Origin of the sequence: Bradyrhizobium sp. SZCCHNR1043 (genome assembly GCF_032489675.1) — a bacterium.
In the GTDB taxonomy this organism is placed as follows: Bacteria; Pseudomonadota; Alphaproteobacteria; order Rhizobiales; family Xanthobacteraceae; genus Bradyrhizobium.
In genome coordinates this window covers 230569-251547 of record NZ_JAUEYN010000001.1, presented here as the reverse complement: position 1 = coordinate 251547, position 20979 = coordinate 230569, and the positions used below count along the sequence as shown (strand labels likewise).

Genomic DNA, 20979 nt, shown 5'->3' with positions numbered 1-20979 from the left:
GATGAGTCTCCTGCCACTCCGGACCAAGCTCGTGATCCGCCGAGTCGTGAAGTCGGCCGGGGCTTCCGCCGTCGGCGCGCTGACGGTCGGCATGCTCAGGACCACGCGCTATTTCGACCCGCAGAAGACGGCCGACCGCTTCGCGCGCATCGCGCAGATGATCGGGCCACGCCTGCGCGAGCAGCGCATCGGTCGCGACAATCTCACCGCGGCCTTCCCGGAGAAATCGCCCGCGGAGATCGAGAAGATCCTCGCCGGCGTGTGGGACAATCTCGGCCGCGTCGGCGCCGAGTTCGCCCATCTCGACAAGATCTGGGATTACGACGAGGCGCATCCCGAGCTCAGCCGGATCGAGCTGTCGCCGCGCACCCATGAGCTGTTTCATCAGCTCCGTCTCGACGGCAAGCCGGCCCTGATCTTTGCCAGCCATCTCGCCAATTGGGAGATGCCGGCGCTGGCGGCGGTCGCCCATAAGCTCGATACGGCCATCCTTTATCGCCGACCCAACATCGCCGCCGCCGACCGCATCATCCAGGAGATTCGGCAGGTCAAGATGGGCACACTGGTCCCGGCCGGCCGCGACGCGCCGCTGCGGCTGGCACAGGCGCTCAAGAACGGCCAGCACGTTGCCATGCTGGTCGATCAGTATCTGACCGGTGGCGTCGAGGTCACCTTCTTCGGCCGCAAGACCCGCGCCAATCCGATGCTGGCTCGCCTGTTACGCCAGGTCGAATGCCCCGTGCACGGCGTCCGCATCATCCGCCTTCCCGGCAATCGCTTCCGCGCCGAAGTGTCGGAGGAAGTGAAGCCGGTGCGGACGGCCGACGGTCAGATCGACATCCAGGGCACGACGCAGGCGGTCACCGACGTCGTCGAGGGCTGGATCCGCGAATATCCGGAGCAGTGGCTTTGGCTGCACCGGCGCTGGCGGTAGTCGGCGCCGCACCAAATTCCACCACGAGGAAGCCGGTCCGCAGCATCCCATTCCGTCGATCGGCCCATCCGAACAAAACCCTTACCTCTTGCACCAACGGCCGCTACCTTGGCCACCTATCCGATAGCTGTTCGGAAGCTCCAGGGAGGATAAGCGCGAATGTTTTCGCATGTGATGATCGGCACCAACGACCTCGACAAGGCCAAGGCCTTCTACGACAAGCTGCTGGGGACGCTGGGCGTGCGCCCGGCCAGGGTCGACGGCCACCGCATCTTCTACATCACGCCGACCGGCATCTTCTCGGTGTCAAAGCCGATCAACGGCCAGCCCGCGACCCCTGCCAATGGCGGCACCATCGGCTTTGCCTGCAGCTCGCCCGAACAGGCTGACGCGTGGCATGCAGCGGGCCTGGAAGCCGGCGGCACCACCTGCGAAAATCCGCCCGGCATCCGCGAAGGTTCGACGGGCAAGCTTTACCTCGCCTACTTGCGCGACCTCGACGGCAACAAGCTCTGCGCCATGCATCGGTTGGGGTGATCCGAGAGGTTGCCAACGGCGGGGATCGCCCATTGCCGGGCGGTTCCGGTCGATGAAAGCGCGGGGCTGACGATCGACTGGGACACGCCCGTTGGGCCTGATCAGGTCGCGCACCAGTCAGCGCAAAAGATGGACGCCGCGCGACAGCGGACCGCCAAGAGGGCTTTCGTCCAGACCTGGTCAAGCTCGACGACCCCGTCATTCCAAACGCTGATCTAAATGGATCTCGGCGCGGCCGGTGACGGCTACGCGGTCGTCTGGCCGCGCCGACGCCATCAAAGCGGCGCATCACTCGCGCGAGACGCCGCCAGCTCGCTGAAGTGCCGTCCACCCCTCCTGCAGACGAACCCCTCAGTCGCCGGGAGCGACGAACCGCGCTGTCCGACCGTCATGGTCGCGCGTGTGAAGCGCCCGGCACCAGCGTGCGGGCACGGCTCTGGCCTGTGACTTGCAATTAGCAAGTTACTCGGGCATGGTGGCGGTATGCAGCCGAAGAAATTCAAATCTGCGGAATGTCCCGCCGCCCGGGCGGTCGAGTGCGTCGGCGAGTGGTGGAGCATTCTGATCTTGCGCGACGCGTTCCAGGGACTCACTCGCTTCGACGAATTTCAGGACAGCCTGGGTATCGCGTCCAACATCCTGTCGCGTCGCCTCGCGCATCTCACCGATACGGGCATGTTCGAACGGCGGCTCTATAACGAACACCCGCCCCGATACGAATATGTTCTCACCCCCAAGGGCCAAGACTTCTTCCCGGTCGTGGTGGCGATGTTCGCGTGGGGAAACAGGCACCTCGCCCCCGAGGGCAAATCGATTGTCATGGCTGATCGCAACAGCGCACGCACGTTCGATCCGGTCGTGGTGGATGCCTGCAGCAAGACGCCGATCACGCCGACGAACGCGGTGCTTCTCCCTGGTCCGCGAGCAAGCGCAGGCATGCGCAAGCGTCTCGCCTCGATCAGAGCAATGCGCCCGGAGACGTCTTCCTCGCCAGACTAGCTAGGAGAGCAGCATGCGTCGGATTGTCGTGACGGGATTGGGTGTCGTGTCCCCTTTGGGATGCGGCGTTGAACTTGCGTGGGCGCGTCTGCTGTCCGGCCGGTCGGGACTCCGCGCGCTACCCGAATGGGCTGCAGCCTTGCCGGCCAAAGTTGCCGGGATCGTGCCCAGCAAGCGCGAGGATGCCGAGGGTGGCTTCGATGCCGACCTTGCCGCATCGCCAAAGGACCAGCGCAGGATGGACCGGTTCATCATTTTCGCCTTGGCGGCTGCCGCCGAGGCGATCGCCCAGGCCGGATGGGCGCCCGCTGATGCACACGCGGCCGGACGAACCGCCACGATCATCGCGTCCGGCATCGGCGGTTTTCCGGCTATCGTCGAGGCGGTCAGGACCACCGAGCAGCGAGGCGTGCAACGGCTGTCGCCTTTCACAGTACCATCATTCCTGCCCAATCTCGCAGCGGGTCATGTCAGCATCCGGTTTGGCTTCAAGGGGCCCATAGGAACGCCGGTTACCGCATGCGCAGCGGGCGTACAGGCGATCGGCGATGGAGCACGCCTGATCCGATCGGGCGAAGCTGACGTTGCGGTGTGTGGCGGCACGGAGGCCTGCATCGACCTCGTCAGCTTGGGAGGTTTCGCCGCGGCTCGGGCGCTATCGACCCGCTTCAATGACACGCCGGACCTCGCGTCCCGGCCGTTCGATCGAGACCGCGACGGCTTCGTCATGGGGGAAGGCGCCGGCGTCCTGGTGATCGAGGAGTTGGAGCATGCGCTTGCACGCGGGGCGTCGCCAATCGCCGAGATCGTCGGCTATGGCACAACCAGCGACGCCTTTCACATCACGTCCGGGCCCGAGGACGGCGAAGGCGCGCGTCGCGCAATGGAGGCTGCGCTGCGACAGGCCGGGCTCGAACCGGGCGACGTGCAGCATCTGAACGCTCACTCGACCTCCACGCCATCGGGCGATCGCAGCGAGCTCGAAGCGATCAAGGCGGTGTTCGGGTGCGACAGGCGCATTGCCGTGAGCGCGACAAAATCATCGACCGGCCATCTGCTCGGAGCAGCCGGTGGGCTTGAATCGATCTTCACCGTTCTGGCTCTGCGCGATCAGATCGCGCCGCCGACCCGCAATATCACCACGCCCGACGCCGCGGCCGACAGTGTGGACCTGGTCCGCGGTGAACCGAGATCAATGAGAATGGACCGTGCGATCTCGAACGGCTTTGGCTTCGGCGGAGTCAACGCCAGCATCGTTTTCCAGCGCTGGTCGTGACCCTTTCGAGTCAGGTTCAACCGCATCGACGATCCCGTACGCGCCCACGCGCCTACGGGCTCGAGCCATCCTTTACGCTTCGCCATGCTGCTGACTGTTGCGCGATGTTGTCATCCAGAGACAATCGTCTCGGACACCAGGTGTCGCGTCACCGCCCCGTCTTCACCTTGGTCCACAACCGGTTGATGATCCGCTGCGTGGCCGGATCGCGGGCGGTGATGACGAACAGCTTCTTCAGCATCGCCTCGTCCGGATAGATGTTCTTGTCGCCGAGGATCTTCGGGTCGATCAGCTTCTGGCTGGCCAGGTTGCCGTTGGCATAGGACAGGAAGTCCGAGTTCCTGGCGGCGATCTCGGGGCGGTAGAGGTAGTTGATCAGCGCATACGCCTCAGCTACGTGCGGGGCGTCGGCGGGAATCGCAAAATTGTCGAAGAACATCTGCGCGCCCTCTTTCGGAATGGCATAGCCGATCTCGACGCCGTTCTTCGCTTCCTCGGCCCGGCTCCTCGCCTGCATGATGTCGCCCGACCAGCCGACCACCAGGCAGATCTCGCCGGTGGCGAGCGCGCTCAGATACTCCGACGAATGAAACTTGCGCACCGATGGTGCGACCTTGCCGACCACGTCGCCCGCCTTCTCCAGGTCGGCCTGCTTGGTCGAGTTCGGATCGAGACCGAGGAAGTTGAGCGCCGCCGGAAAGATGTCGTCGGCGGAATCCAGCATGTGGACGCCGCAATCCTTGAACTTGGCGAGGTTCTCCGGCTTGAACACCATGTCCCAGCTGTCGATCCGCGCGCCGGGACCCAGGATCTTCTCGACCGCCTTGACGTTGTAGCCGATCCCGGTCGTACCCCACATGTAGTTGGCCGCGAACTGATTGCCGGGGTCGTAGGTGGCGAGACGCTCGGTCACGACAGGCCAGGCATTGGCGAGGTTCGGCAGCTTCGCCTTGTCGAGCGGCTGGAAGATCCTGGCCTTGATCTGGCGCTGCAGGAAATACGCGGTCGGAACCACGACGTCGTAGCCGGATTTGCCGGCGAGCAGCCGCGTCTCCAGGGTCTCGTTGGCGTCGAACGTGTCGTAGACGACCTTGATGCCGGTCTCCTTGGTGAAGTCGTCAAGGACACCTGGCGCCATGTAGTTCGACCAGTTGTAGAAGTTGACGACGCGCTCCTCCGCGCGCCCCGCCGGTACGGAAAGCGTCAACGCCGCGACAGCCAGCGCCAGAGCCGAACCCATGCAGCCGCGCGTCATCACTCTTGTCTCCTAGCGCCGGTGGATGGCGTCCGAGAGGCGCTCCAGCGCCGTATCCAGGGTTGCGTCCTTCTTGGCGAAGCAGAACCGCACGACGGAGGTCACGGCATCCGTCTCGTAGAACGCCGACACCGGGATGGCGGCCACCTTGTAGTCGTGGACGATGCGCCGGCAGAACTGCTCGTCGGTCTCGTTGAGGCCGAGCGGCGAAAGGTCGACGGTCAGGAAGTAGGTCCCCTGCGCCTTCAGCACGGGAAACCCCAGGCTTTCGAGACCGGCCGTGAGCCGGTCGCGGCTGCGCGCGAGCTCGCTGCGCATATTGACGAAATAGTCGTCCGGCTTGCCGAGCCCGTAGGCGACCGCGACCTGCAGGTTCGGCGCGGTCGTGAAGGTCAGGAATTGATGCACCTTGGCGGCGACGCGCAACAGATGCGGCGCAGCGCAGACGAAGCCGATCTTCCAGCCCGTCAACGAGAAGATCTTTCCTGCCGAGCCGACCTTGATGGTGCGGTCGCGCATGCCGGGAATCGTGATCAGCGGAATGTGCGCACGGCCGTCGAACACCACGTGCTCCCAGACCTCGTCGCAGATCGCGACCGCATCGAACTCCTGGCAGAAGCGCGCCAACAGCTCGAGGTCCTCGCGCGGATAGACCACGGCGGCCGGATTGAGCGGGTTGTTGAAAAGCACCGCCTTGGTCTTCGGCGAGAACGCCTGCCGCAGCATCTCCTCCGAGAGCCGCCAATGCGGCGGCTCGAGCCGGACGAGGCGCGGAATGCCGCCGGCCTGGCGGATGATCGGCAAGTATGAATCATAGACCGGCTGGAAGCAGATCACCTCGTCGCCAGGCTCCACCACCGACAGGATCGCCGACGTCAGCGCCTCAGTGCCGCCGGAGGTGACCATGACCTCGCTCATCGGGTCGAGATCGAGCTTGTGCCAGTGCCGGTAGTGGGCCGCGATGGCCTGGCGCAGCTCGGGCAGGCCCATCATCGACGGATACTGGTTGTAGCCGTTGAGGACGGCGTCGGCCGCCGCGCGGCGGATATCCTCCGGGCCCGGATCGTCGGGAAAGCCCTGCCCCAGATTGATCGCGTTGTTGTCGCGCGCGAGCTGCGACATCTGCTCGAAAATGGTGACGGGCAGGTCGGCGAAGACCTTGTTCTGCGAGATCATGATCGCCTGTCAGCCGCCGGTCCTGGTCGGCAGGCCGGCCGCCTTCCAGCCGAGCATGCCCCCCTGGAGATGCTTGTCGTAGGGCAGACCGGCGGCCTGCGCCGCCAGCGAGGCCGTCACCGAGCGCTTGCCGGAGCGGCAGGCGAACACGACATCCTTGCCTTGGGGATCCGGGATCAGCTTCGGGTCGAAGCCCGACAGCGGAACGACGACGCCGTGGGGATAGGCTTCCGCAGCAACTTCGTTCGGCTCTCGCACGTCAACCAGAAGAATTCGCCCTTCCGCGATCCCCTGGGCCACGTCCTGCGGGGTCAAATCGTGCACAACAGCCACGCCCATCCTCCAAGCCTTCAGCAGGGCCGTACCGACCCTGATCCGGCCGCCAAACTCACCCTAGACGTTACGAAAATCAAGCGCTTCGGCACACTGGCGCGGCGGGTCCAGAGCTCAGATCGTGACCTGGGTGCCGACCTCCACCACCCGTCCGCTCGGGATCTGAAAATAGTCGGTCGCATCGTTGGCGGAGCGGCTCATCGAGATGAACAGGTGATCCTGCCAGCGCGGCATGCCCGAATGCGCAGCCGGCTTCAGCGCGCGGCGCGACAGGAAGAACGAGGTCGACATGATGTCGAACTGCCAGCCGAGCTTGCGCGCGATCGCCAGCGCGCGCGGCACGTTGGGCGATTCCATGAAGCCGAAGCGCAACGTCACCTTGGAGAAAGTCGGACTGATCTGCTCGAGGCGAACGCGTTCGGACGGATCGATGCGCGGCGTCGGCGCGGTCTCGATGGTCAGGATCACGTTCTTCTCGTGCAGCACCTTGTAGTGCTTGAGGCTGTGCATCAGCGCGGTTGGCGCGCTCAAGGGATCGCTGGTCAGGAACACGGCCGTTCCCGCCACCCGCTGCGGCGGACGTTTCTCGAGCATCGCAACGAGATCGGCGAGCGGGAACTCGAGCTTGCGCGACTTGTCGAACAAGAGCCGGCTGCCGCGCCGCCACGTGTACATCAGCGTCATCACGAAGCCGCCCAGCGCCAGCGGCACCCAGCCGCCTTCGAGCACCTTCAGGAGGTTCGCCGCCAGGAAGGTCAGGTCCAGGAAGAGGAACGGCGCGATCAGCGCGGCCGCCGCGAACGGCGACCAGCGCCAGACCTTCCAGATCACGACGAAGCCCATCATCGCGGTGACGACCATCGTGCCGGTGACCGAGATGCCGTAGGCCGAGGCCAGTGCGCTCGACGACTTGAACATCAGCACCAGCAGCATGACCGAGATCAGCAGCAGCTTGTTGATGCGCGGAATGTAGATCTGCCCCGAATGCGCCTCGGAGGTGTGGCGGATCTCGAAGCGCGGCAGCAGGCCGAGCTGGATCGCCTGCCGCGTCAGCGAATAGGCGCCGGTGATGACGGCTTGGCTCGCGATCACGGTCGCGGCGGTGGCCAGCCCGACCATCGGGATCAGCGCCCAGTCCGGGAACATCAGGAAGAAGGGATTCTCGATCGCCTTGGCATCGGCGATCACCAGCGCCCCCTGCCCCAGATAATTGAGCGCCAGCGACGGCAGCACGATGAACAGCCAGGCGGTCTGGATCGGACGTTTGCCGAAATGGCCGAGGTCGGCATACAGCGCCTCGGCGCCGGTCACGGCCAGGAAGACGGCGCCGAGCGTGATGAAGCCGATGATGCCGTGATGCAGCATGAACGACACGGCATACAGCGGGTTGATCGCCCACAGCACCTCCGGATGGTGCAGGATCGGCGGCAGCGCCGCGATCCCGATCACCACGAACCAGATCAGCATGATCGGGCCGAAGAACGCTGCCACCTTGGCCGTGCCGCGCACCTGGACCGCGAACAGCATGACCAGGATGATGACCGTGAGCGGCACGACGTAGGGATCGAACGCCGCCGTCACCAGCTTGATGCCCTCGATCGCCGACAGCACGGACAGGGCCGGCGTGATCACCGCATCGCCATAGAACAGCGCGCCCGAGATGATGCCGAGCAGAACGATGACGCTGGCGCCGCGCGTGACCGCGCGCTGGGCGAGCGCCATCAGCGCCAGCGTTCCGCCCTCGCCGTGGTTGTCGGCGCGCAGCAGGATCACGACGTATTTGAGGGTTACGACGACGATGAGAGCCCACAGGATGAGCGAGATCACCCCCATCACGGCGTGAGGCGCAGGTTCGCCGCCGCTGCTCGCAGCCATGACCGCTTCACGCAACGCGTAGAGCGGGCTGGTGCCGATGTCGCCATAGACGACACCGATGCTTCCCAGTGTCAGCGCCGCGAAGCTGGCCGTGGAATGGGCGTTGCCATGCCCGTTGGTCGCCGGCGCTTCCGCGGGCGTAGCTGCGACGTCGACTGTCATGGGGTAGCCCCCTCGAGGACTCGTTAATGCTTCACTGCACAACGCGGCAGAGCGCGCGGCTTATAGCGGCAGAGCGCTGCTATGGACCTGAAGAGAATGCGCTTCAGCCATGCAATTAAGCATGCATGAGCCGCCAGGGAAGATCAATCGATTAAATCGTTACCTGGGTACCCACTTCGACGACCCGGCCCGTCGGAATCTGGAAGTAGTCCGTGGCGTCATTGGCCGACCGGCTCAGGCCAATGAAGAGATGGTCCTGCCAGGTCGGCATGCCCGATTGGGACGATGGCTTCAACGAGCGGCGCGAGACGAAGAACGACGTCGACATGATGTCGAACTGCCAGCCGAGCTTGCGCGCCACCGCCAGCGCGCGCGGCACGTTCGGGGATTCCATGAACCCGAAGCGCAGCCGCACCTTGGAAAACTTCTCGCTGATCTTCTCCATGCGCACGCGCTCCGACACATCGACCCGCGGCGTCTGCGCGGTCTCGATGGTCAGGATCACATTGTGCTCGTGCAGCACCTTGTTGTGCTTGAGATTGTGCAACAGGGCCGTCGGCACGGAGGTCGGATCGCTGGTGAGAAACACCGCCGTGCCCTTGACGATGTGAGGAGGCCTCTTCTCCAGGCTGGTGATCAGGTCGTCCAGCGGAACCTCGATCTTGCGCGTCTTGAGCACCAAAATCGCCGAGCCACGCCGCCAAGTCCAGATCGTCACGACCATCGCCGCACCGAACAGCAGCGGAACCCAGGCTCCTTCGAGGAGCTTCAGCAGATTGGCGCTGAAGAAGGTCATGTCGACGATGACGAAGGGAGCGATCACGGCCGCCGCCACGGCCGCACGCAAGTTCCACAGCTTCCAGATCACCACGAAGCCCATGATGCCGTCGGCCACCATGGTGGTGGACACCGCGATGCCGTAGGCGGAGGCCAGATTGCTCGAGGTCCGGAACAGCAGAACCAGTAGCAGCACGCCGATCAGCAGCAACCGGTTGACGCGCGGCAGATAGATCTGGCCGGCATGGCTCTCGGACGTATAGCGGACCTCGAAACGCGGCAGCAGGCCGAGCTGGACCGCCTGGCCGACCAGCGAATAGGCACCGGTGATCACGGCCTGGCTCGCGATGACGGTCGCGGCGGTCGCCAGCACCACCAGCGGCAGCAGCAACAGTTCAGGCACCATCCGGTAGAACGAATTCTCGATCGCGGCGGGATCGGACAGCACCAGGGCGCCCTGCCCGAAATAGTTGATCAGCAGCGCCGGTAGCACGAAGAACAGCCAAGCCGACTGGATCGGCCTGCGGCCGAAATGACCGAGATCCGCATAGAGCGCCTCGCCGCCGGTGACCGCGAGGAACACCGCGCCCAGGGTGATCAGGCCGATCGTGCCATGCGAGAGCAGGAACTGCACCGCGTAATAGGGATTGATGGCCGCAAGCACGGAGGGGTCGTCGCTGATGTGGACGATTCCCATCACGGCGAGGCTGGTGAACCATGTGATCATGACCGGGCCGAACGCGGAGGCGACGCGCGCCGTCCCCTTGCTCTGGACCGCGAACAGCACGACCAGGATGAACACGGTCAGCGGCACGACGTAGTGCTCGAGCGCGGGCGCCGCGAGCTTGAGGCCCTCGACCGCCGACAACACCGAGATCGCGGGCGTGATCATCGAATCGCCGATGAACATCGACGCGCCGATCACGCCCAGCGACATCAGGAACAGGCTGCGCCGGCCCAGGGCGCGCTGTCCCAGCGCCATCAGCGACAGCGTTCCGCCCTCGCCATTGTTATCGGCACGGAGCAGCAGCAGCACGTATTTGGCCGTCACCACGATGAACAGCGACCAGAGGATCAGGGAAAGCACGCCGAGCACGATGATCCGCGACACCGGCTGCCCCTGAGCAGCGCCGTGCGCAGCCTCGCGAAAGGCGTAGAGGGGCGAGGTGCCGATGTCGCCGAACACCACGCCGATGCTGCCTAGCGTCAGCCCCCAGAACCCCGACGTGCTCGCGGTGTCCTGTCCTTCGGTCGATGTCGCGCTGGCCGTCATGTTGCTTGGAACGCATCTTCCTGTCTGGCCCGGCGCGTGTGAACGCAGACCGTTCGCAGGTCAAGCCTCTACCGTAAGCAGACCGATGTTCCCAGGCCGCAACCAAACGGCACGGCTGACGCCGATATCGCATGCCGCATCGCGGAAAGTGCCTTCAGCCCAAGCATCCTGAGGCAGATGTCGGATCTGCCTCGGGCGAATCAAGTGCCTGCCGATGCTCTTCGTTGCCGTTCGCAAGCCGCGATGCGGCAATATGATGCGGGAAGCGAAGCGTCCCGGCTAGGGCTTCAAATCGGGCGGCAATGGCGGGTCTTCCCGCATCAGGGTGATCGTCACGCGGCGGTTGGCGGCCAGTGAGGGGTCGTCCGGGAACAGTGGCTGGGTGTCCGCCTTGCCGGAGACCGCGTAGATGTGGCTCGCCGGCAGCCCTTCCCGCTCCAGGATCTGCCGCACCGCGTTGGCGCGATCCGCCGACAGGTCGAAACCGCCATAATCGCTGCGGGCGGGAACGAAGCCGGCGGCCGTGTGCCCGGTGATCTGGACCCGAAGCGGCGTCGCCTTCAGCGGCGCGGCCAGCTTCTCGATCAGTCGTCGCGTGCGGTCGAAGGGCACCTTCGAGCCATCCGCGAACATCGAACGCCCGTCCTGGTCGACGATCTCCAAGTTGAGCCCCTGCTTGGTCTCTTCGAACATGATGTGCTTGGAGATCTCGGTCATCTCCGGCATGTCCTGCAGCGCCTGACGCAGCGAGGCGGACGCCAGCGCGAACTGGCGATCGATCTTCAGCTTGGCGCCATTGGTATGCTGGCGCTCCTCCTGCTCGGGGCTCGGCTCGCGCGCGGTCTCCTCCGGCGAGATGTGGGCGGCGTTCTTGAGCTTCGGCCGGGTCGGCAGGCCGTCGGATTCCACGATGCCCGAATAGCGCGACTCGGACTGCACGCCGAAGGCGTCGCGCATCGAGCCTGCGACGACTTTCAGCTTGTTGTTGTCCATGGTGGAGAACGCGACCAGCATCACGAAGAAGCTGACCAGAAGTCCCATCAGGTCGGCAAAGGTCACGAACCAGCCGTGACCGCCGCCATGCGCATCGCCCCTCTTCTTCTTTGCCATTGCCTACCCCACCCCGGATCGCCCCGCCGCAGCCGATCAGGCCGGCACGGGCTCGCCTTCGGCGTGGCGATGCTTCTCGGGCAGATAGGCCAGGAGCATTTCGCGGACCAGGGCCGGGCTCTTGGAGTCACGGATCATCAGGATTCCGTCGATGATCAGCGTCCGGTTGGTTTCCTCGTCCAGCAGCTTGCCATGCAGCTTGTCGGCGATCGGCAGACAGATCAGGTTCGACACCAACGCGCCGTACAGAGTCGCGAGCAGCGCGGTCGCCATGAACGGGCCGAGCTTCGAGGGGTCGGTCATGTTGGCGAACATCTGCACCATGCCGATCAGCGTGCCGACCATGCCGAACGCCGGGGCGCAGTCGCCGATGGCGCGATAGATCTTGCTGCCTTCGTCCAGGTGCATCAGGAAATTGTCGCGGTCGCGCTCGAGATTGTCGCGGATGAATTCGAGATCGTAGCCGTCGGCCACGTAGCGGATTCCCTTGGCGAGGAACGGCTCGTCGGTCTCGACCTTTTCCAGGCCGACCGGGCCCTGCTTGCGCGCGATCTCGGCAATGCGGGCGAGCTCGTCGACGAGCTCGCGGGCCGACAGGCGGCTCATGGTGAAAGCGTACTTCATTCCAAGCGGAACGCCGTGCAGCATGACGCCCAGCGGGAAGCGAATCATGGTGGCTGCGATCGAACCGCCGAAGATGATGATTGCGGCGTGCTCGCTGACGAACATCTCGAGATCGCCGCCCAGCAGCATCATCGTCGCGATGACGATCACGCCAGCCACGAGCCCCGCACTCGTCATAATATCCATGAGTCAACTCCACCCGCGTACGCAAACCACGGACCCTGCCGGACCGACGCGGTGCTTCTGGACCGCGTGTCACGACCCTAAATGTCCGCCATTAAGGACGAGTTACTGAATTCGGTAGGCATAATGAAAGGTAAACAGCAGCGCCGCAGACCACGCCGACCTCGCTCAAGCGGCTGACGCTCCGGACTTGAGCAGGTTAGCCGCGGCGAAGACGGCTGACTGATCGAATGATCGCTGCATCTTGTGGATCATCTCCAGCATCTGCGCCGGCTCCATCGTCGACGATCCGACCTCGAGTTCGCGCGACAGGCGCGACAGCGCCGAAAAACCGAACGTCGCCGACGAACTCTTGATCGAATGCGCCTCGCGCCTCAGTTCGAGGCGATCCTCGAACTTGGCGGCAAGCGTGCCGAACTTTCCCGAGGTATCGTCGAGGAACGTGCGCAGGACTTCCAGCGCATCCTCCTCGCCGAGCTCGGAGACCAGGGTCTGATAGACGGATTCGTCGAATTGCACCAAGTCGGTCATGCGAAGAGCCTTTCCTTGTGTGTAGCAGCGACCGCGCGAAGCAGAGCGGCATTCAGTCGATCGCGCGTGACCGGCTTGGTCACGAAGTCGTTCATGCCGGCCTCCGTGCACGCCAGATGATCCTGGCTGGTGGCGTTGGCCGTCAGGGCAATAACGTAGATGTCCTGGGCGGGCGGCGGCAGCGAGCGGATCATCCGCGTCGCCGTGAGCCCGTCCATCTCGGGCATCATCATGTCCATCAGCACGAGATCGTAGCTCTGCCTCTGCACGGCCGCGATCGCCTGCGTTCCGTTCTCGACGATGTCGTAGCGGTGACCGAGCTTGTCCAGGAGCTTCTTGACGACGAACTGATTGGTCAGATTGTCCTCGGCAACGAGAATCTTCAGCGGCTCGAGGCTGGCCGGACGTTCCTCGGCGATCGTCTCGCCGACCGGCGCGATGGTCGCTTCGTGCGCGCTGACCTGCTCGACGTCCGGCTGCGGCTGAACCTGGATCGAGAAGGTGAAGGTGCTGCCCTCGCCCACCTTGCTCTGCACCTTGATGTCGCCGCCCATGCAGGTGACGAGGCGCTTGCAGATCGCGAGCCCCAGACCGGTGCCGCCGAAGCGGCGCGAGATGGAATTGTCGACCTGCGAGAACTGCTTGAACAGCCGGCTGACGGCGTCTGCGGGAATGCCGACGCCGGTATCGGCCACCGAGAACACCAGCGTCAGGTTCGGCCCGGCAAGGTTCTCGGCACGGACATCGACATGGACGCCGCCCGATTCGGTGAATTTGAGCGCATTGCCGACCAAGTTGAACAGCACCTGGCGCAATCGCGCGGGATCGCCGACCACGTAGCTCGGCACTTCCGGCGCGATCGAGGTGGTCAGCTGCAGACCCTTTTCCTTGGCGCGGGACACCAGCAGTTCGGCGGTCGCCGTCACCGACCGGTGCAGGTCGAACTCGATGTGCTCGATCTCCAGACGATCGGCATCGAGCTTGGAGAAATCGAGGACGTCGTTGAGCAGCTGTAACAGGTAGTCGGCCGACTCGCGCAAGGTCGTCGCGATCTTGCGCTGCTCCGGCCCGAGGTCCGCCGACAGCAAGAGATCGGCAAGGCCGATGACGCCGTTCATCGGCGTGCGGATCTCATGGCTCATCATCGCCAGGAATTCGGAGCGCGCCCGCGTACCTGCCTCGGCGGCGTCGCGTGAGGCGGCAAGCCCCGCCTGATAGCGCGCAATCAGGATCGTGATGATGCCGATGACCACCGTCAGCAACGCCCCGACCAGCAGATCACGATCGCGGTTGAGCTTGAAGGCGCTGAAGATCTCCTCGGAGGCCTGACCGACGATGACCACCAGCGGCAGATCCTTGATGCGCTGGAACGAGTAGATGCGCGTGACGCCGTCGATCAGACTCTTGAAGGTGTAGAAGCCGTTGCTTCTGTGCTGAATGGCGCTCATCACCGGGCTGCCGGCGAGCGAGGATCCCACGCCCCCCGGGCCGGCCGAGGCCCGTGCGCGCACGATGCCGTCGAGACCGAGGAGCGTGACATTGCCCTTCTTGCCGAGATCGACCGAATTATAGAAGCTCGACAGATATTCGGGATCGAGCGAGACCACGACGACGCCGCCGAACGAACCGTCCGGCATGATGATGCGGCGGGTCAGCTGGATCGACCATTTGTTGGAGACGCGGCCGAAGATCGGCTTGCTGATGAAGAGAAAATCATCCTTGCCGTCGGCATGAACGCGGAAGTGCTCGCGGTCGCGCAGGTCGAGGCCGCGCATCTTCGGATCGATGTTGCTGGACAGCATGATGCCGTCCTTTCCGATCACGACGACCTGAAACGAGAAGTCGGACAGGAACTGGCTGTTCTTCGACCATAGCGACATGTCGAAGTTGTGCGGGTCCCTGGCATAGGAGTCGCGGACGTAGAGCAAGGTCTGATCTGCCGCGCGGATCGAGCGGATGATCTGCTCCTCGAACGCGCGGGCCAGGTTGGCGCCGTTCTTCAGCGCCGACTGCTCGGTGCGAGTATACTCTTCGGAGACCGTGTAGAAGATGCCGGCCCACACCAGGGCGATCGCCGAAAGGCCGATCGCGGCGCTGCCGAAATGTCCGATCAGCCGAACCATCTTGTCGACGGTCCGGTCGAGCCGCCCGAACAACGGCCTCGATTTCGATATCAGCCTGCGCATGTCCTTCGCCCTCGGGCGACATGCCTATCGGGACAGGCTGGCCATCTGGTAAAGCTTGATGGATAAAATCTTCTCAACGAGCGACGGCCGCTTAACCTTCGGCGAATCCCGGCCTGTTTGCGGGTCATTCGCCACCACGTTCGATACTTTCGGCGGAAGCTCGGCCGTCACCCCGTAGTCATCCGGATGCGGTTGCAGCGTCGCAGTTCGGCGAGCGGCCCTGCGCAGGGCCCGAACGGGGCCGCACCGCCGAGCGGTACGGCTCTCGCTGATTGGGACCGGAGCGAAGCGAAGCTCAATGAATCTCCGCCGACCGCTTCAAGGCGGCCTTGAGCTTCTCGAGCGAGAAATCCGCTGACCGCGCGATCTCCAGGATCGGCGTTTCGCGGCGAGCGCACAGCTCGGCCGCCTCGGGAAGCTTCGCCGCGATGTCGGCCGGGATGACGATCGCACCATGGCGATCGGAGTGGATCAGATCGTCCGAGCGCACGGTCATCCCGGCGACGCGGACCTCGCCGCCGAAGCTCTCGGCATGCACCCACGCATGCGACGGACCGATCGAGCCCGCCAGAGCCTGGAAGCCGGCAGCCCATTGCGGAATGTCGCGGATCGATCCATCCGTGATCACGCCGAGGCAGCCGAGCGCCTTGTGGACATTGCTCTGCACCTCGCCCCAGAACGCGCCGTAGCCGATGTCGGGACCATCGATGTCCTGGATCACGACGATGCGGGGACCATGACCGGTGCCGACATATTCGTAGTAGTCTGTGCGCCGCCTCGCCTGCTCGTCCGCCGGCAGACCCGATTTGACGACGGACCGGATCGTCGCCGTTCGCGCGTAGCCGACCATGGGCGGCAGATCGGGGAACGGACACACCAGCGGCTTGGTCGTGTAGCCGACCAGGCGGCGTTCGGGCGCCACGATCTCCATCGCGTTGCAGATGGTCGGCGTATCGTAGCGCGCGAGCGCCTCGAGAACGGAAGCAGCGAGGGGCGCGGCGGCAGTGCTTGTCACGGGCGTTTTCTCCGGATGATGCGGACGGCATTCGCGGCCGTCCTTGGCCATCCGGTATAACTGAGGCGCCGAAGCCGGCAAAGCGCGCGCTGGGTCTTGGGGCCCTGCGCTCAGTGCAGCCGTTCCGGCGGCCGCTGCCCCTGCTCCGCCGCTGGCGCGCCGGTCGGCGCAAAAGCCGTCGCGGATGAAGACGAGGCGTGCGGCGCTGCAGCCGCGGCACCAAGGACCGCGGAGTGCCGCGCCGCCTGCTGCCGATACAGCCGCCAGCCGAACGGAAGGCTCAGGATGTAGAGGATCGATCCTGCCGACAGGATGTGCCAGGGATAGACCACCAGCAGCGCCACGAAGAACACCACCGAGGCGAACACTGGCAGTACGAGTTCGGGCGAGACGCGCATCCGCGTGGTCTTGCCGGAGAACACCGGCAGCCGCGACACCATCAGGAAGGCGATCAGCAGCGTGTAGAAAGCCGTCACCAGCGCCGGCGGCCTCGGCAGATCCAGGAACGCCAGATAGACCGGCAGCAGCACCGTGATGGCGCCAAGCGGGGCCGGCACGCCGGTGAAGAAATTGGCGGCGAAGGGCGGCTTATTGGGATCGTCAATGCTGGCATTGAAGCGCGCCAGCCGCAGGCCGCCGCTGATGGCGTACATCATGGCGGCGATCCAGCCGCCGTCGCGCAGCTCATGGAGCTGCCAGAAATACAGGATCAGACCGGGCGCCACGCCGAAATTGACGAAATCGGCCAGGCTGTCGAGTTCGGCGCCGAACTTCGACTGGCCCTTGATCATGCGGGCGATGCGGCCGTCGATGCCGTCCAGGAAGGCAGCGAAGACAATGGCGCCGACGGCGAGCTCCATCCGCCCCTCGGTCGACAGCCGGATTGCGGTCAGGCCGGCGCAGATCGCCAACAAGGTAATCATGTTCGGCACCAGCAGCCGCACCGGGATCGGGCGGAAACGGCGCCGGCGCAGTTCGGGAGAGTTCGGATCGAAGCTCATGATCACACCACGTGTGGGTTGGTCGGAACCTTGTGTCGGAAGGTGCCTCAAGGACCTTTAATGAGTCATCATCGGCCGACGACGGTTCACTGGCTCCGGAAGGTCAGGCCGGGCACGGGCACGTCGAAATCGGCCAGGATCGTCTCGCCGGCAATGGCCGTCTGCCCCTCCGAGACCAGAACTTCCGTGCCGTCAGGCAGATAGACGTCGAGCCGCGAGCCGAAGCGGATCAGGCCGAAGCGCTCGCCAGCCCCGATGGTCTGCCCCTCGCGCACGAACGACACGATCCGGCGCGCCACGAGGCCGGCGATCTGGACCACGCCGATGCGGCCATGCGGCGTCGAGATCGCGAGCGAGTTGCGCTCGTTGTCCTCGCTCGCCTTGTCGAGCTCGGCGTTGATGAAGGCCCCCGGACGGTAGGAGATCTTCTCGATCCGGCCGGCCACCGGGCTGCGGTTCACATGCACGTTGAACACGCTCATGAAGATCGAGACCCGCAGCAGCGGCCGGTCGCCGAGGCCGAGCTCGGCCGGCGGCAGGGCGCGCGTGATCATGGAGATGCGCCCGTCGGCCGGCGCCACCACCAGCCCTTCCCGCTGCGGCGTGACCCGGATCGGGTCGCGGAAGAACAGCGCGCACCAGACGGTGAGCAGCGTGCCGATCCAGCCGAGCGGGGTGAATATCCAGAACAGGATCAGGCTGACGAGGGCAAATCCCCCGATGAAGGGATAACCTTCCGGGTGGATCGGCGGGATCTGAGCGCGGATGGAATTGCTGATCGACATGGCCTGCTTCGTTGAGTGTTGTCGCTCTGACCTCAGAGCGGACCGCCGCCTTGACTAGGTCGATGGCCGGCGAAGGTCAAAATGAATCCTTAATGCATTCTTGAGTTCAGATCAGGGCGGTCCGCGGCATCATTCGGCGGCACTCGCCACCTGGCCGGTCCGATCGGGCCCGACCGCGTCCGGCTCGCTCCGATCCGGCGGATTGCGGTTCGGCGCCGCCGCATCGTCGCCGATTTGCGCCAATTTTTCGCGCGCCTCCTCGGCCTCGCGCTGCCGGTTCCACATGCCGGCATACAGCCCGCCTTTGCCCAGCAGCTCGGCATGGGTGCCGCGCTCGGCAATTCGCCCCCGGTCGAGCACGATGATCTCGTCGGCCGCCACGATGGTCGAAAGCCGGTGCGCGATCACGAGCGAGGTGCGATTGCGCGACACGCTATCGAGCGCCTCCTGGATCTCGTGCTCGGTATGGCTGTCCAGCGCCGAGGTCGCCTCGTCCAGCACGAGGATCGGCGGCCCCTTCAGGATGGTGCGGGCAATCGCAACGCGCTGCTTCTCCCCACCGGAGAGCTTGAGGCCGCGCTCGCCCACCTGCGTCTCGTACCCCTTCGGCGCCATCCGGATCAGACCGTCGATCTGCGCGAGGCGGGCCGCCTCCTCGACGGCGGCGTCGTCGGCATCCCAGCGTCCGTAGCGGATGTTGTAGCGGATGGTGTCGTTGAACAGCACGGTGTCCTGCGGCACCATGCCGATCTGGGCGCGCAGCGACACCTGGGTGACGTCACGGATGTCCTGCCCATCGATCAGGATGCGGCCGCCGGAGACGTCGTAGAGGCGAAACAGCAGCCGCGAGATGGTCGACTTGCCGGCACCTGACGGACCCACGATCGCGACCGTCTTGCCGGCCGGCACCTCGAAGCTCAAGCCCTGCAGGATCGGCCGCTCCGGCTCATAGGCGAAGCGGACGTCCTCGAAGCGGACATGGCCGGAGGTTACCACCAAAGGCGTCGCCCCGGGTGAATCGTTCACCTCGGCATCGCGCGTGAGCACGCCGAACATCTTCTCGATGTCGATGATCGCCTGCTTGATCTCGCGGTAGACCATGCCCATGAAGTTCAGCGGCTGGTAGAGCTGGATCATCATGCTGTTGATCATGACGAAGTCGCCGACCGTGTTGCGGCCCTGGCGCACGCCCTGGGCGCACATCAGCATCGCCACCGTCAGCCCGATCGTGAAGATCACGGCCTGCCCGGCGTTGAGCACCGCGAGCGAGGTATAGGTCTTCACGCTGGCGCGCTCGTAGCGCTCCATGGAACGGTCATAGCGCTCGGCCTCGCGCGCCTCGGCGCCGAAATATTTCACCGTCTCATAGTTCAAGAGCGAGTCGATCGCCTTGGTGTTGGCGTCGGTGTCCGAGTCGTTCATGCGGCGCCGGATCTCGATGCGCCACTCGGTCGCAATGTAGGTGTAGTAGAGATAGGCTGCGACCATGGTGAGCGTGACCAGCACGTAGCGCCAGTCGAACTGCCAGAGCAGCACCGCCGTCAGCAGCGAGACCTCGACGATGGTCGGGATCAGCTGCAGGATCACCATGCGCACGATGGTCTCGATCGCGTTGCGGCCGCGCTCGAGCACGCGGGTCAGGCCGCCGGTCTTGCGCTCCAGGTGAAAGCGCAGCGACAATTCGTGCATGTGGACGAAGGTGATGGTCGCGAGCTTGCGCACCGCATGCATGGCGACGCGGGCAAAAATACCATCTCGCCACTGCGTCAGCACCGCCATCAGGACGCGCATCCCGCCGTAGCTTGCCGTCATGACGAGCGGCGAGGCCACCAGCCAGAACGCCCAGTTGGCGGGCGCAATCGGCGCGGTGTTGGCGCCGGTCAGCGCGTCGGTCGCCCATTTGAAGGTGAAGGGCAGGACCAGCGTCGCGACCTTCGCCACAATCAGCAGCACCACCGACCATAGCACGCGCATCTTCAGGTCGGCGCGATCGCTCGGCCAGATGAAGGGCCACAAATGGCGCAGCGTGCCGGCCAGCGTTCCCTGCTCGAGGGACGATGGCTGGCTGGCGGCTGGTTCGGAGGAGGAATCGGGCGGCATCTAACGTTCTGGAACAGCGAGTGTCTCGGCATGTTGTGATGCCGGCGTTGCTGGTCATATAGAGTGTCCGGGCGCCGGATGCACCCGTGCGTCGGCGGATTCCGTTGCCGCGGCGCAGTATTTGCATACTCCATTCCCAGGCAAATGGATCCATCCAGTCCGCATCATTCCGTGAAAGCCCGCGAATCCACGCCCTCCGCCCTCGTCTTGACGCCTTTCAACTGCAGTGTCACATCCGTCCAATGACTGAAATCCGCACCGTCTGTGTCTATTGCGGCTCCGGCCCCGGGACCAATCCCAGCTTCATCGAATCAGCGAAAGCGCTCGGCAAGGCGCTCGCCGAGAACGGCGTCAGGCTCGTCTATGGCGGCGGCTCCATCGGCATGATGGGCGCGGTTGCCAAGGCGGTGCTCGACCATGGCGGCGACGTCACCGGCATCATTCCGGACTTCCTTGTGAAGAAGGAAGTCATGATGCCGCTGAAGGATCTCATCGTCACGCCCGACATGCATGAACGCAAGCGGCTGATGTTCGAGCATTCCGATGCGTTCGTGGCGCTGCCCGGCGGCATCGGCACGCTCGAGGAGCTGGTCGAGCAGTTAACCTGGAAACAGCTCGGACGCCACGCCAAGCCGGTGCTGATGGCCAACATCGACGGCTTCTGGGAGCCGCTGTTCTCGCTGCTCGCCCATATGCGCGAGACCGAGTTCATCCGCCCCGGCTTCTCGATCGAGCTCTTGAAGGCCGAGCGCGTCGAGGACATCCTGCCGCGCCTGCGCGCGGCTGCCGCCGGCATCGCCAGGGAAGAGACCGAAATGGCACCGGAGATCGCCAAGCGGCTCTGATC

The 20979-nt window shown here is 64.7% G+C and carries 18 protein-coding genes; 5 read left to right on the top strand and 13 right to left on the bottom strand.

Annotated elements, in window-relative coordinates; translation table 11 throughout:
* The first annotated feature begins 1 nt into the window (after position 1).
* The 4 genes from QX039_RS00970 to fabF all read left to right on the top strand — a co-directional run bounded on the left by QX039_RS00970 (position 2) and on the right by fabF (position 3746).
* A complete protein-coding gene (locus QX039_RS00970) occupies positions 2-934 on the top strand; it encodes a lipid A biosynthesis lauroyl acyltransferase (protein WP_315739676.1) in 933 nt (310 codons plus the stop codon).
* A gap of 159 nt (positions 935-1093) precedes the next feature.
* Positions 1094-1471: a VOC family protein gene (locus QX039_RS00965; RefSeq protein WP_315739675.1), complete on the top strand. Its 378-nt coding sequence runs from the start codon at positions 1094-1096 to the stop codon at positions 1469-1471.
* 483 nt (positions 1472-1954) lie between these two features.
* Positions 1955-2470, top strand: coding sequence for a helix-turn-helix domain-containing protein (locus tag QX039_RS00960; RefSeq protein WP_315739674.1), 516 nt, complete (start codon positions 1955-1957; stop codon positions 2468-2470).
* 13 nt (positions 2471-2483) lie between these two features.
* The gene (fabF, locus tag QX039_RS00955) at positions 2484-3746 is read left to right on the top strand and encodes a beta-ketoacyl-ACP synthase II (protein ID WP_315770904.1); all 1263 of its coding nucleotides are present in this window, start codon (positions 2484-2486) and stop codon (positions 3744-3746) included.
* A 148-nt stretch (positions 3747-3894) separates the two neighbouring features.
* Here fabF and QX039_RS00950 read toward each other — a convergent pair whose 3' ends face one another.
* From QX039_RS00950 to QX039_RS00890, 13 genes are all read right to left on the bottom strand, one after another.
* On the bottom strand, positions 3895-5001 hold the full coding sequence (locus QX039_RS00950; protein ID WP_315770902.1) for a polyamine ABC transporter substrate-binding protein: 1107 nt from the start codon (positions 4999-5001) through the stop codon (positions 3895-3897).
* 12 nt (positions 5002-5013) lie between these two features.
* The gene (locus QX039_RS00945) at positions 5014-6177 is read right to left on the bottom strand and encodes an aminotransferase (RefSeq protein ID WP_315770900.1); all 1164 of its coding nucleotides are present in this window, start codon (positions 6175-6177) and stop codon (positions 5014-5016) included.
* Positions 6178-6186: 9 nt separating this feature from the next.
* Positions 6187-6516: a rhodanese-like domain-containing protein gene (locus QX039_RS00940; RefSeq protein WP_315739670.1), complete on the bottom strand. Its 330-nt coding sequence runs from the start codon at positions 6514-6516 to the stop codon at positions 6187-6189.
* 108 nt (positions 6517-6624) lie between these two features.
* The gene (locus QX039_RS00935; RefSeq protein WP_315770898.1) at positions 6625-8547 is read right to left on the bottom strand and encodes a potassium transporter Kup; all 1923 of its coding nucleotides are present in this window, start codon (positions 8545-8547) and stop codon (positions 6625-6627) included.
* A 151-nt stretch (positions 8548-8698) separates the two neighbouring features.
* Positions 8699-10597, bottom strand: coding sequence for a potassium transporter Kup (locus tag QX039_RS00930; protein WP_315770897.1), 1899 nt, complete (start codon positions 10595-10597; stop codon positions 8699-8701).
* A gap of 279 nt (positions 10598-10876) precedes the next feature.
* Positions 10877-11707, bottom strand: coding sequence for a flagellar motor protein MotB (locus tag QX039_RS00925; RefSeq protein WP_315739667.1), 831 nt, complete (start codon positions 11705-11707; stop codon positions 10877-10879).
* A 36-nt stretch (positions 11708-11743) separates the two neighbouring features.
* Positions 11744-12517: a motility protein A gene (locus QX039_RS00920; protein ID WP_315714499.1), complete on the bottom strand. Its 774-nt coding sequence runs from the start codon at positions 12515-12517 to the stop codon at positions 11744-11746.
* Between the two features lie 165 nt (positions 12518-12682).
* Positions 12683-13045 (bottom strand): Hpt domain-containing protein, encoded by a 363-nt coding sequence (locus tag QX039_RS00915; RefSeq protein ID WP_315770895.1) that lies wholly within the window; start codon positions 13043-13045, stop codon positions 12683-12685.
* The gene (locus QX039_RS00910) at positions 13042-15231 is read right to left on the bottom strand and encodes a hybrid sensor histidine kinase/response regulator (RefSeq protein WP_315770893.1); all 2190 of its coding nucleotides are present in this window, start codon (positions 15229-15231) and stop codon (positions 13042-13044) included. The genes QX039_RS00915 and QX039_RS00910 overlap by 4 nt, the downstream gene beginning before the upstream one ends.
* A 295-nt stretch (positions 15232-15526) precedes the next feature.
* A complete protein-coding gene (locus QX039_RS00905; protein WP_315739663.1) occupies positions 15527-16246 on the bottom strand; it encodes an RraA family protein in 720 nt (239 codons plus the stop codon).
* Between the two features lie 110 nt (positions 16247-16356).
* Positions 16357-17247 (bottom strand): phosphatidylcholine/phosphatidylserine synthase, encoded by an 891-nt coding sequence (locus QX039_RS00900; protein WP_315739662.1) that lies wholly within the window; start codon positions 17245-17247, stop codon positions 16357-16359.
* 86 nt (positions 17248-17333) lie between these two features.
* Complete coding sequence (locus QX039_RS00895; RefSeq protein WP_315739724.1) at positions 17334-18068, bottom strand: phosphatidylserine decarboxylase; 735 nt, start codon at positions 18066-18068, stop codon at positions 17334-17336.
* A gap of 93 nt (positions 18069-18161) precedes the next feature.
* Entirely contained in the window at positions 18162-20132 is a 1971-nt protein-coding gene (locus tag QX039_RS00890; protein WP_315739661.1) for an ABC transporter ATP-binding protein/permease, read from the bottom strand.
* A gap of 242 nt (positions 20133-20374) precedes the next feature.
* Here QX039_RS00890 and QX039_RS00885 point away from each other — a divergent pair, with 242 nt between their 5' ends.
* A complete protein-coding gene (locus QX039_RS00885) occupies positions 20375-20977 on the top strand; it encodes a TIGR00730 family Rossman fold protein (protein ID WP_315739659.1) in 603 nt (200 codons plus the stop codon).
* Positions 20978-20979: the final 2 nt, after the last annotated feature.